Below are 12,148 nucleotides of genomic sequence, written 5' to 3' on the forward strand. Positions count from 1 at the left end.
CCGTCGATGGTGTACGGCTCAAGTGATGCTGGAGCACAGGACCGACAGCGACGGCTCGGGGCCGTCGAGCGGCGTGGTGACCGCGTACAGGGCGGACCCGTCGGGCGCCCACGCCAGCCCGCGGTCGGCCAGCGTCGTCTGCCCGCCCACCTCGAGGACCGCCACCGGCTCGGCCAGGTCCCGCCGGTACACGCGGACGTCCGCGCCGCCGAGCGAGCGGCGGCCGACGGCCACGTACCGGCCGTCGGGCCGGATCGCGACCGCGTTGGGGTACGGGCCCGCGGCGTAACCGCCGTTCCGTGCCAGTCCGGGCAGGGTGAAGGCGGCGACCCGGTCGTGCGCGGCGCCGACGGCGAGCAGCGCGCCGCCACCCGGCACGAGGACCGCGTCGATGAGGTTGGGGCTCACCTCGTCCGTGGCCCGGCTCAGCCTGAGCACGTCCCCCGTCACCTCGTAGACGTGCACGGCCGACGGGGTGAGGCCGCCCTGGACGGCCAAGAGGACACCGTCGTCCGCCGCAAGTTCCGGAGCCCGCCAGTACCTGGTGGGGTGGGCCTCGGTCCAGAGCCTGCCGGTCAGCGGGTCGAGTCCGCCGATCCGGCCGTTCCAGGTGGTGGGGCCGTGGTAGCCGAACCAGAGCGTGTCCCCGGCCCTGGCCAGCGATTCCGGCTGGGCCTGGCCAGGGAGGTGGTGCCACCTGATCACCCCTAGTCCGGAAATATCCACTTCCGCGATCGCGCCCGCGTGCCGCAGCGCGACGTACAGCGTGCCGCCGTCACGGCTGACGGCCAGCCCGCACGCGCCGGGCAGGCCCTCGATCGCGCGTACGGGCGCGCCGGACAGGTCGAGGACCAGGACCCGGTCCCCGCTCGGACCGGGGCTGACGAACACCCGCTGGGACCGCCCATCGGCGAGCAGCCGGTGGAAGCCGGGAAGATCCAGGTTGTCTGCCATGCGGACCAGCCCAGCACGCCGCGCTCAACCGGCGCTTGAGGGCCGGGCCTTAGCGTCGGCATCTCCGCCGAACCGCCAGGAGATCACCATGTTCGCCGATCATGATCACCGTTACCTTGGGGTCCACGGGGTGGACTGCGGCGCCGGGCTCCGGCTGGAGGTGGACCCGCCGTCGGGCCGGCCGTCGCTGCGCTATGACCCCTTCGTCCATCCGGGACCCGGCTTCGACCTGCTCGTACGCCTGCGCTACCACCGTGACTGGGTGCTGTCCGTCTGCGGCGTTGCGCCGGCGGCGCGGCTGCGACGGCTGCCCTCCGGCGACGTCGCGGTCCCCGACGAGACCGGCACCGACCTGATCTTCCACAAGACGGCGACAGGGTATGAGCCGCCGCCGGAGGTGTACGCGACGCTGCTCGAGGGGACCCGCTGGCGTCTGACCTCGCCCGACGGCCTGCGCCGCGAGTTCGACGCGGACGGCCGGCCCGTCCGCGTCCGCGACCGCAACGGCAACGGACTGGCCTTCGTCTACGACCCGGACGGCCGGTGCGTCTCCGTGACCGACCGCTCGGGCCGGCGGGTGCTCGGCCTGGGCCATGCGGGCGGCCGGATCGTCTGCGTCATCGACCTGCTGGGCCGCCGCCTGGTCCTGCGTCACGACTCGTCGGGCCTGCTGCGCGAGCTCGTGGACGCGGACGGCACCCCCGACGCCAAGCTGATGTCCTTCGGCTACGACGACTCCGAGCGCCTGGTCCGCGTCGTGGATCCGCTGGGCGCCGCCACGGAGCTGCACTACGCCCGGGACGGCGGCCACCGGCTCGCGGGCATCCGCGACCGCTCCGGAAACTGGATCGGCTTCCCCCCGCCCCCGGCCGACACGGCGCAAGCGGCCGACCGCGATCCGGGGACGGAACGCACAGGGGAAGCGCCCACCTGCGATCCGGAGACGGGACGGCCGGTGGCGGCCGGGGGCGCCCGGTTGCGCTGGGCCCGGCACGGCGACGGCCATGACCTGGTCGAATGGGTCACCCCGGGCAACCGCAGGTGGACCTTCGGCCGCGACGAGCGCGGCAACCTCACCGAGGTCCGCGCGGGCGCCTGGCTGCTGGCCCGCCTCGGCTACGACAGCCGGGGCCGGCTGACGAGCCTGGAGGACGCCAAGGGCAACCTGACCAAGTACGCCGGCCACGACGCCAACGGCCTGCCCGGCAGCATCGTCGACCCCTGCGGCCAGGAGACCCGTTACACCTACGACCCGCTGGGCAACCTGCTGAGCACCCTCGACGCCCAAGGAGTCTCACGGCACCAGTGCTATGACCTCTTCCGCCGCCCCCTGGCCCTGGTGTCGGCCAAGGACGCCGCCAACGGGCAGTACGTCATCACCCCGGGTCCCACGTACGACGCCAACGACAACATCGTCCAGCTCACGGCCGGGAACGGCGCGATCACCCTGTTCGAGTACGGTCCGGACGACCGCCCGCGCGCCCTGGTGGCGCCGCCCGACCAGTTCGACGATCCCCCGCGCCGCGTCGAGCCCCTCCCGGAGGAAGCCGCGGACGGCGCCGGCCGGTCCTACGACGCCGACGGGTTGCTGGTCGAGTTCGCCGATGCGGACGGCCGCGTTTTGCGCTTCGACAGGGACGAGCGCGGCCTGGCCCGCACCGTCAGCAGCGACCGCGGCGACCGGCTGGACCTCGGCTACGACCTCGCGGGCCACCCGTCGTCGATCGTGCTGACCCGTGTCGACGGCTCGACCCGGGAGTGGCACTTCGAATGCGACGCCGTCGGCAGGGTGAGCGCGATCCGGTGGTCATTCGACGGCGACACCGTAGAAGACGCGAGCGCGATCCAGCCGCCGCTCAACGGCGACACCGTAGAAGACGCGAGCGCGGGCCGGTGCCCGGTGGGGTCGGGGCGCTGGTTCGCGCGCGACGAGCGGGGCCGGATCGTGGGCAGTGGCCCGTCCGGCGGCCCCGCCGACCGCGAGTACGCCTATCTGGACTCCGGCTGGCTCCTGCGGGTGATCGACCTGGCGGCCGGCGTCTCGACCGTCTACGAGTACAACCAGCTCGGGCAGCCGACGCTGCGGACCGAGACCCGGCGGGACGGCACGCGCCGTACCAGGTCATGGGAGTACTTCTGGGACGGCAAGCTCCGCTCGATCGCGGACGACGCCGACGGGACGCGGCGGGAGTGCCACTACTCCTACGACCCGAGCGGGCGCCTGCTGTCGGCGGCCGAGGAGTTCGCGCCGATCAGCGACACCGGGCTCCCGCGGCTGCCCGCGGACCTGGCCGCATGGGCGCCCGCGCTGCCCGCCGCGCTGCTCGCGCTCGACGCACTCGGCGCGCTCGACGCACTCGGCGCGCTCGACGCACTCGGCGCGCTCGACGCACTCGGCGCGCTCGACGCACTCGGCGGGCTCGGCGGGCTCGGCGGGCTCGGCGGGCTCGGCCAGGGGAGTCTGTCCGACTGCCCGGCCGGATGGCGGATCGACCCGTACACGGTGTGCGGCCTGCCGCCTTTCGGGCAGGCCGCCGCGCTGGCCAACGCCGGTTGGGCCTTCCCGGCCGACCAGCTCAACGGACCGGCGCGGGACTACGCCCTCCTCCTGCCGCTCCGCCACATCCGTCCGTCCGCGCGCACCACCGCCCCGGGGGTGCCGTTACGGCTGCCCGGCCCGTGGGCCGACCCGGGAGCCCCCTACGTGAAGATCGCGGGAGCGGCAAAAGCTATGGGCCAAAAATATCTGACTCCGTAATGTATGGCTGCCAACAAACCTGATATCGTACGACCATGACGTCTGAGCATTCGGCGGAGCCCGACCTCCAACAAGCACCGCTCCCCTATCTGGTGTCGATCGCGGGAAATGTGCTGAACAGCCGTTGGAACGCTCTGTTGAGCCAGGAGCATGGTGTGTCCGTCGCGGGGATGAACGTGCTGCTGGCCCTGAGCCGCGGGTCGGGCACCCACACCGAGATCGCCCGGCGCTGCTGGGTGCACGTCTCCACGCTGACGGGGATCGTGGACACGCTCGCCCGCGATCACCTGGTGGACCGTCTGCGCGACACCGTGGACCGCAGAAAGGTCCTGCTGGTGCTCACGCCGCGAGGCAAGAAGATCATCGAGCGCGTGGGGGGCGTCCTGAGCGAGGCACCCGCGCTCGCCCCCAGCCTGCCCGATCCCGAGCACGAGGCGATCATCCGCAAGTTCCTCATCGACACCATCCTCTTCGACGAACGGGAGGCCACTCGTGCCCGGATCGCAGACACAGACAACGGTGACCGCCGGCAAGGTCGATGACTCAGCAGTCGCCATCGACGCCCTGGTCAAGAGATATCCCGGGGCTCCGGCGAACGCCGTCGACGAGCTCTTCCTGGAGGTCCGCCCAGGAGAGATCTTCGGCCTGTTAGGCCCCAACGGCGCGGGCAAGAGCACCACGATCGGCATCCTCACCACCCGCGTCGTCCCCACCGGCGGCACGGCCACCATCCTGGGCGTGGACGTCGTGGCCCGCCCCGTGGCGGCCCGCCGGCTCCTGGGAGTCGTGCCCCAGGTCAACAACCTCGACCGCTCCCTGAACGCCTGGCAGAACCTGGTCTTCCACGCCGCCTACCACGGCGTGCCGCGCGCGGTCCGCAAGGCCCGGGCCACCGAGCTCATGGAGTCCTTCGGGCTCACCGGGCGGGGCCGCGACAACGTCAACACCTATTCGGGCGGCATGGCCCAGCGCCTGCTGATCGCCCGAGCCCTGATGCACGACCCTCGCGTGCTGTTCCTCGACGAGCCGACGACCGGGCTCGACCCGCAGGCGCGGCTCTTCGTGTGGGATCGGATCCGCGAGCTGCGCGCCGCGGGGGTGACGATCGTCCTGACCACGCACGACATGGACGAGGCCGCCGACCTGTCGGACCGGGTCGGCATCATCGACCACGGCAAGCTGCTCGCGCTCGACACGGTCCACGCGCTCACGCGCGGCCTGGAGGGGAAGAGCATGCTCGACATCACCCTCGCGCAACTCTCCGGACCGGCCGCCCAGGAGCTGCCGGACGTCCTGGCCGGTGTCGACGGCGTCGAACGCGTCGAACGCGTGGAGTCCGCACCCGCCGTACGCGGCGGACCGGGCGGCGCGCCGCCCTTCGGGCCGCCACCCCCGCCGGCCGCCCCCGCCGGGCCCGCTACGAGCGAGACGCGTTTCCGGCTCTACGTGAGCCACGATCCCGCCGCCGTGCTCGGGCCGGTGGCGCAACTGCTGGCCAAGCGCGACTGTCCCATCACCAACGTCCAGATCGGCGAGCCGAGCCTGGAGGACGTCTTCATCACCCTGACCGGGAGGAGCCTGCGATGAGCGTGTCCGCCCAGACGGCCGTCCGCAGGGGCGTCAGCCCGCTGCGCGTGGTCCTCGCGATCCTGTGGCGCGATGCCGTCGTGACGTGGCGCGACATCGTCTCGGTGCTCGCCCAGGTCGTGCTCCAGCCACTCGTCATGCTCTTCATCTTCGTCGGCGTGCTCGGCCGCCTGGCCTACGTCGACCCCTCCTACAACGACGTGCTGCTTCCCGGCGTGGTCGCGATGAGCGGCTTCGTGGCGGCGCTGCAGGCCGTCGCCCTGCCGCTGATGATGGAGTTCGGCTACACCAAGGAGATCGAGGACCGCCTGCTGGCGCCCGTCTCGATCTCCCTGGTCGGGCTGGAGAAGGTGCTGGCGGCGGCGCTGCGCGCGCTGTTCGCGGCCGCGGTCACGCTGCCCGCCGGCATGCTGATCATCCAGGACGCGACGTTCCGGGTCGACGGCCTTCCGCTGCTGGTGCTGTCGATCCTGCTCGGCGGCTGGGCGGCCGGGGCGATCGGGCTGATCATCGGTACGCTGCTGCCGCCCAACAAGGTCGGCATCATGTTCGCCCTCATCATCGCGCCGATGCTGTTCACCGGCGGCACCCAATACCCGTGGCCCTCGCTCGGCAAGCTGCCCTGGTTCCAGGTCCTGACGGCGCTCAATCCGATGACGTACTCGAGCGAGGGAGTGCGGGCGGCGCTGGAGCCGCAGGTGCCGCACATCGAGCCGTGGATCTCGATCGTCGTGCTCATCGGCTCCTGCGTGGTGCTGACCGCCATCGGGATGGTGAGCTTCCGCCGCCGGTCGCTGACCTGAGGACGCCGCCATGACCTCCGTGACCTCCATGACCACCCGCCCCCTGGCCGTCCCGGGCGCCTGGGCGTTCGACCCCGTGCACCACCGCGATCCACGCGGGCGGCTCGTGGTCTGGTACGACGAGCAGGCGCTCGCCGCGGCGACCGGCCACCCGCTGCGCCTGGGCCAGACCAACCACGCGGTCTCCCGCAAGGACACGCTCCGCGGCGTGCACCTGACCCGGCTGCCGCCCGGCCAGGGCAAGTACGTCTACTGTCCGCGCGGCTCGGCGCTCGACGTGGTCGTGGACCTGCGCCCCGGCTCCCCCACCTTCGGGCTGTGGGACGCGTTGCTGCTCAGCGAGTCCAACTGCCGCGCCGTCTACATCTCCGAGGGCCTGGGGCACGCGTACTGGGCGTACGAGGACGACACCACGATCGTGTACCTGTGCTCGGAGCGCTACGACGCGGACAAGGAGGTGGCCGTCCACCCGCTCGATCCCGCGCTCGCCCTGCCGTGGCCGGAGGGCCGCTCTCCCGTCCTGTCCGAGCGCGACGCGCGCGCGCCGAGCCTCGGCGAAGCCGAGCGGGCCGACCTGCTGCCCGGCTTCGCGGCCTGTCTCGAGCACTACGCCCGGCTGCGCACCGACGCGGCCAGTTCGGGCAGCCCGTCGGCCAGGCTCGCGTAGGTTCGCTGCCCCGCCATCTCGTCCCGGAGCCGCTGGGCGGCCGCCGTCATCGAGCGGTCCTCCAGCGCCGTGACCAGGGACTGCCTGATCGCCCCCGGGGACACCTCGTCCACGGGCAGGTGGTGGCCGGCCCCGCTCTCGGCCAGGCGCACGGCGCCGAGCACCTGGTCGGGGAACTCGGGGACGAGCAGCTGGGGGATCCCGGCCAGCGCGGCCGTGAGCATGGTCCCGGGACCGCCCTGGTGCACGATGGCCGAGCAGGACTCGAGCAGGGCGTGCAGCGGCAGCATCTCGGCGACCCGGACGTTCTCCGGCATCGCGGGTAACGCGTCCAGCTCGGTCCTGGTGACCGTCAGCACGATCTCCACGTCCAGGTCGGCGATCGCGTCCACCACCTTGGGCAGCATCTCCACGCCCCGTCCGGTCATCCGCGCGGTGGTGGTACCCCAGGTGACGCACACCCTGGTCCGGTCCTGCCGGTGAACCCAGCCCGGCAGGACCGCCGGGGCCGTATAGGGGACGTAGCGGACGGGCAGGGTCGCGGAGTCCGCGCACACCTGGAGGCTCGGCGGGCACGGATCCACGGTGCGGTCGGCCAGGGACGGATCGGGGCCGAGACCGTACCGGTCGAAGAGCTCGGCGAACTCCGCCACCCACCGTTCCTCGAGCGCGGTGTGCCGGACGATGTCCGGCCCCCAGAGATGCCGGAGCGAGGCGACCCCCAGACGCCGGGCCACGATGGGCGCCGCGTAGGTGCCGGGATCCCAGACGATCACGTCCGGCGACCAGCTCGAGCCGAAGTCCAGGAGGTCGTCGAGCATCGCCTCGGCGATCGCGGCGTGAATCCGCATGACATGCGGCCGCCCGCCCAGCTCCGCGCCTGCCCGCGCGTTCCACCGGGAGAACCTGGCCAGCCGCCCGTCCGACTCGTCCCGCAGCCGGTCCAGCCGCGCGCGGTACATGCCGTTCACGTCCAGGTCCTGGCCCACCACCACCGGTGAGAAGCCCGAAGCCATGATCGTGTCCGCGATCGCGGGCTGGCTGGCGACGCGGACCTCGTGTCCCGCCGCCCGGCAGGCCCAGGCGAAGGGCACCAGCGCGTAGTAGTGCGTGGGCCACGCCCACACCGCGAAGAGGACTCGCATCATCGCCTCCCAGGCTGTCGACCAGCCCGAGGCTGCCCCGCGCCGCTCGAGCGCGGGTCGTCCACCCGTCGAGACGGCCCGCCTACGGTACGGCCAGCACCCGGATCAGGGAGGGTCTCGATGAAGGCGCTCGTCGCCGCGAGCCGGACCGGCAGGAGACTGCGTCAGGTGAGCCCGGCGACCCACCTCCTGCCGCTCGCCAACCGGCCGATCCTGGGCCACGTCCTGGACGAGCTGGCCGCGAGCGACATCACCGACGTCGTGCTGGTCGTCGGGGACCACGCGACGGAGATCCGGCGCGTGCTGGGCGGCGGCTCCCTCTTCGGTGTCGCGGCCTCCTACCTCCATCAGCCCGCCTCCCGTGGCCTGGCCGAGGACGTCCTCGCCGCCCAGCACCTCCTGCACGACGACGGCTTCGTGGTCCACGAAGGCCACACCGTGACGCTCGGCACGCTGCCCACCATGGTCAAGGAATTCCGGGTCACCCGTCCCGAGGCGCTGGTGCTGACGGCGGGGCCGGCGTCCGCCTCCGAGTCGGGCTTCGTCTACGTGGACGACGACGGCGCCGTGCGCCGGGTCGAGGACGGCAGGCACCGGCCCGGCCCGCTCGCCGTCCCGCTGATGGGCGTCTACGCCTTCTCCCCCGTCGTCCTCCAGGCGCTGCACAGCCTGAGGCCCACCTGGGACCGGCGACTGGAGACCACCGATGCGCTGCGCTGGCTGATCGAGCGTGGCTATGCCGTACGAGCGCACGCCTGCCAGGGGTACGCGGCGCAGGTCACCCAGGTGGGGGACCTGCTGGCGGCCAACGCCACCATCCTGGAGACGCTGGGCGGCACGGTCGAGGGCGACGTGGATCCGGCCAGCGTGCTGAACGGGCCGGTGGTCGTCGGCGGCAACGCGCGCGTGGTCAGGAGCCGGGTCAACGGTCCCGCCGTCATCGGGCCGGACTCGGTGGTGGTGGACTGCGTGCTCGGCCCGTACACCAGTCTCGGGCCGGACTGCGCGGTCCTCGACGCCGGCGTGTCACGCTCCGTCCTCCTGCCGGGCGCGCGCATCCGCGCCGCCCGGATCCGCGACTCGGTGGTGGGCGGCGACGCCCTCGTGGAGGGGTACGGAAAGGCGGCCGCGCTGCGGCTGGTGGTCGGCGACAGAGCCCAACTCCTCCTCGAGCGCCCGTCGAGTGAGGACGCCGACACTCAGGCGACCGGCACTCGGACGACCGGGGCCCAGACAGCTGGTATTCGGACGCCGGCCGCCTTCGAGGAGCACGCATGACCACGTTGCCCGCACTGCCGTTCCCGCAGGAGCACCCGCTGGACGTCGCCCCGGAGCTGCTCACGCTCCAGGCCGAGTCGCCCATCAGCAGGATCCGTACGCAGGCGGGTGACGAGGCGTGGCTGGTGACCAGGTACAGCGAGGTGAAGCGGCTGCTGGCCGACGACCGGCTGGGCCGCTCGCACCGCGAGCCGGACAAAGCCTCGCAGATCTACACCAACAGCCTGTTCAACGGGGCGATGGACGGCTTCGACACCGAATTCGAGAACCATCGCCGGTTCCGTTCCCTGCTGCAACCGTACTTCTCCGCCAAGCGCATGCGAGCGCTGCGCCCGCGCGTCGAGGCCCTCGCGGACGAGCTGCTCGACGGGCTCGCCTCGCGGGCCGAGCGGCGCGCGGACCTGCACGCGGAGCTCTCGCTCCCGCTTCCCGTCCTGGTGATCTGCGAGCTGCTCGGAGTGCCGCCGGAGGGCCGGGACCTGTTCACCGGCTGGTCGACCGACATCGCGGACATGCTGGACCTGGAGCGGTCGCGGGCGGCGCTCTTCTCGCTGGTGGGCTACATGCGGGAGCTGGTCAAGGAGAGACGGGAGCACCTGGGCGACGACGTGATCTCCGGATTGTGCGGGGTCGAAGGGGTGGGGGACGATGAGGCGGCCTTCCTCTCCGCCACCCTGCTGTTCGCGGGGCACGAGACGACGACCGTCCGCGTCGACACCGGGGTCATGCTGCTGCTGACCCATCCCGACCAGCGTCAGGCCCTGCTCGAGCGGCCCGGCCTGCTCGACGACGCCGTGGAGGAGATCCTCAGGCACGGCGGTCACGGTGGCGGCGGCATGATCAGATACGCCCGGTCCGACCTGGAGGTCGCCGGGGTGCGGGTACGCGAGGGCGAGGCGGTGCTGCTCGACGCCAACGCCGCCAACTACGACGAGCGGGAGTTCGACTGCCCGCGACGCTTCGACGTGTCGAGGCGCCCCAATCCCCATCTGTCGTTCGGGCACGGCGTGCGCTATTGCATCGGCGCGCCCCTGGCCCGCATCGAGCTGCGAACGGTCTTCGGCCGCCTGTTCTCCCGGCTGCCCGGACTGCGACTGGCGGCGCCCTTGGCCGGCATCCCCAAGCGCGCCGCACTCACCGGCGGTGTGACGGAACTGCCCGTCACCTGGTAAGGAGCGATTCGATGGCAGACATCCGTCCCTTCCGCATCGAGATCCCGCAACAGGACCTGGACGACCTCCAGGAGCGGCTGGCCCGTACCCGCTGGAGCGGCGAGCTGCCGCCGGAACCGGCCGACGAACCAGCACAGACCGGCGCCGTTCCCTCGGGATGGGAGTACGGCATCCCCCTCGCTCCCCTGCGCGAGCTGGTGGCCTACTGGCGCGACGGCTACGACTGGCGCGCGTGGGAGCGGCGCCTGAACGGCCACCCGCAGTTCACCACCGAGATCGACGGCCAGAACCTGCACTTCGTCCACGTGCGATCGGCGAACCCGGGCGCCACCCCGCTGCTCATGATCCACGGGTGGCCCAACACGGTCATGCAGTACGTGGACCTCATCGACGCCCTCGGCGACGCCTTCCACCTGGTCATCCCGTCGCTGCCCGGGTTCGCCTTCTCCGGGCCCACGACGGAGCGGGGCTGGAACCGCCACCGCGTCGCCCGCGCGCTCGCCGAGCTGATGGCGCGGCTGGGCTATGACCGCTACGGCGTCCACGGGAACGACCTGGGCGCCAAGATCGCTCCGGACCTCGGCAGGATCGCGGCCGAGCGGGTCATCGGCGTACACGTGACCCAGGTGTTCTCCTTCCCCACCGGCGACCCGGCCGAGTTCGAGAACCTCACGCAGGAGGAGGCCGGGCAGCTGCGCTTCCAGCAGACCTTCGACACGGGCATGATCGGCTTCGCGGTGATGCAGGAGACGGCGCCGCAGAACGTGGCCCACGCCCTGGCCGACTCCCCCGTCGGCCAGCTGGCCTGGAACTACCAGCTGCTCGCCGGGCTCACCAGAGACCAGATCCTCACCAGCGCGACGATCTACTGGCTGACCAACACCGCCGCCTCGGCCGCCCGGCTGTTCTATGAGGACCACCACACGGAGCACCCGAAGGAGCCGACCAGCGTCCCCCTGGGCTTCGCCAGCTTCGCCTACGACTTCAGGCCGCTGCGGCGCTTCGCCGAACGCGACCACCACGCCATCGTCTCCTGGACAGAGTACGACCGGGGCAGCCACTGGGCACCGCAGGACGCACCCGACCTGCTCGCCGGCGACATCCGGCAGTTCTTCGCCCGCTTCGGGGAAGCCGCTCAGGGCGACGGACCCGGAGGCCGGTGACCGCGCGGCCGATGCTCCGCCGGCTTCGCCGGCTTCGCGGGCGTGTGAGCGCCTGATGGGATGACGTTTACGTCGTGAGCGGCGCGGGCACCGATGGCGAGGGTGATCAGATGCCTCTGCCTCGCAGGTACACACGCTCCACGGACGTGAAGGGCGCTCTGCCGCGCGTGTGGTCGGCCGTGCTGGCGATCGCGCTGGCCTTCGGAAGGGGCTATCTCGACGCCTACGGTCCGGGAGGCTGGGTCGGGGTCCTGCCGGCCCGGACTCGATGACGACCAGCACCTCCGTGGCGAAGCCGGGCGCCACCATCGCGGTCCTCTGGGACCCCACCGGACGAATCACGCCACGCCCGGCACGGCCCGGCGACACCCCGGCCGAGGACTTCCGCGCCGCCGGGCTGGCGGGCGGAGCAGGCGTCCTGCTGGCCCTGCTCGACGCGGTGCTCGACGCCACGGGCTTCCGTGTCAGATTGCCCGGCTGGCTGACCGCGCGGCGCTTCCGGCGACGCCGCTGATCGTCGGTAACCGCTGCGGGGATCCTGCCTTCGTGACAGCCGATCCCCCATTGTGTGATGAAACGATGACAACGCGGTCGGCCTCCGGAATCGCCTGCTTGCCTGAT

12 protein-coding genes are annotated in these 12,148 nt (G+C 72.1%); 10 read left to right on the plus strand and 2 right to left on the minus strand.

Going from position 1 to position 12,148, the window contains the following annotated elements:
* Positions 1 to 18: 18 nt before the first annotated feature.
* A complete protein-coding gene (locus AB0B61_RS19755) occupies positions 19 to 954 on the minus strand; it encodes a hypothetical protein (protein ID WP_358433487.1) in 936 nt (311 codons plus the stop codon).
* Positions 955 to 1,042: 88 nt separating this feature from the next.
* Between AB0B61_RS19755 and AB0B61_RS19760 the strand changes: the two genes are divergently transcribed.
* The 5 genes from AB0B61_RS19760 to rfbC are packed head-to-tail and all read left to right on the plus strand — an operon-like array spanning position 1,043 to position 6,769.
* Entirely contained in the window at positions 1,043 to 3,712 is a 2,670-nt protein-coding gene (locus AB0B61_RS19760) for a hypothetical protein (protein WP_358433490.1), read from the plus strand.
* Positions 3,713 to 3,747: 35 nt separating this feature from the next.
* Positions 3,748 to 4,254: a MarR family transcriptional regulator gene (locus AB0B61_RS19765; protein ID WP_358433493.1), complete on the plus strand. Its 507-nt coding sequence runs from the start codon at positions 3,748 to 3,750 to the stop codon at positions 4,252 to 4,254.
* On the plus strand, positions 4,232 to 5,299 hold the full coding sequence (locus AB0B61_RS19770; protein WP_358433496.1) for an ATP-binding cassette domain-containing protein: 1,068 nt from the start codon (positions 4,232 to 4,234) through the stop codon (positions 5,297 to 5,299). Before AB0B61_RS19765 ends, AB0B61_RS19770 begins: the two co-directional genes overlap by 23 nt.
* Complete coding sequence (locus AB0B61_RS19775; RefSeq protein WP_358433499.1) at positions 5,296 to 6,102, plus strand: ABC transporter permease; 807 nt, start codon at positions 5,296 to 5,298, stop codon at positions 6,100 to 6,102. The genes AB0B61_RS19770 and AB0B61_RS19775 overlap by 4 nt, the downstream gene beginning before the upstream one ends.
* A 10-nt stretch (positions 6,103 to 6,112) precedes the next feature.
* Positions 6,113 to 6,769 carry a dTDP-4-dehydrorhamnose 3,5-epimerase gene (rfbC, locus tag AB0B61_RS19780; RefSeq protein WP_358433501.1) on the plus strand — a complete coding sequence of 219 codons (657 nt, stop codon included), beginning with the start codon at positions 6,113 to 6,115 and terminating at the stop codon, positions 6,767 to 6,769.
* Here the strand turns inward: rfbC and AB0B61_RS19785 are convergent.
* Complete coding sequence (locus tag AB0B61_RS19785; RefSeq protein ID WP_358433504.1) at positions 6,709 to 7,917, minus strand: nucleotide disphospho-sugar-binding domain-containing protein; 1,209 nt, start codon at positions 7,915 to 7,917, stop codon at positions 6,709 to 6,711. The genes rfbC and AB0B61_RS19785 overlap by 61 nt on opposite strands.
* Positions 7,918 to 8,034: 117 nt before the next feature.
* On the opposite strand from AB0B61_RS19785, the gene AB0B61_RS19790 reads away from it, so the two are divergent.
* The 5 genes from AB0B61_RS19790 (at position 8,035) to AB0B61_RS19810 (ending at position 12,041) form a co-directional block, all read left to right on the plus strand.
* Positions 8,035 to 9,192 (plus strand): sugar phosphate nucleotidyltransferase, encoded by a 1,158-nt coding sequence (locus AB0B61_RS19790; RefSeq protein ID WP_358433507.1) that lies wholly within the window; start codon positions 8,035 to 8,037, stop codon positions 9,190 to 9,192.
* Complete coding sequence (locus tag AB0B61_RS19795) at positions 9,189 to 10,364, plus strand: cytochrome P450 (RefSeq protein ID WP_358433510.1); 1,176 nt, start codon at positions 9,189 to 9,191, stop codon at positions 10,362 to 10,364. Before AB0B61_RS19790 ends, AB0B61_RS19795 begins: the two co-directional genes overlap by 4 nt.
* A gap of 11 nt (positions 10,365 to 10,375) precedes the next feature.
* Complete coding sequence (locus AB0B61_RS19800) at positions 10,376 to 11,527, plus strand: epoxide hydrolase family protein (RefSeq protein ID WP_358433513.1); 1,152 nt, start codon at positions 10,376 to 10,378, stop codon at positions 11,525 to 11,527.
* A gap of 146 nt (positions 11,528 to 11,673) precedes the next feature.
* Positions 11,674 to 11,799 carry a hypothetical protein gene (locus tag AB0B61_RS19805; protein WP_358433516.1) on the plus strand — a complete coding sequence of 42 codons (126 nt, stop codon included), beginning with the start codon at positions 11,674 to 11,676 and terminating at the stop codon, positions 11,797 to 11,799.
* Positions 11,796 to 12,041 (plus strand): hypothetical protein, encoded by a 246-nt coding sequence (locus tag AB0B61_RS19810; protein WP_358433519.1) that lies wholly within the window; start codon positions 11,796 to 11,798, stop codon positions 12,039 to 12,041. Before AB0B61_RS19805 ends, AB0B61_RS19810 begins: the two co-directional genes overlap by 4 nt.
* The last annotated feature ends 107 nt before the right edge of the window (positions 12,042 to 12,148 follow it).

Origin of the sequence: Nonomuraea sp. NPDC049158, assembly GCF_040648335.1 — a bacterium.
Classification (GTDB): Bacteria; Actinomycetota; Actinomycetes; order Streptosporangiales; family Streptosporangiaceae; genus Nonomuraea.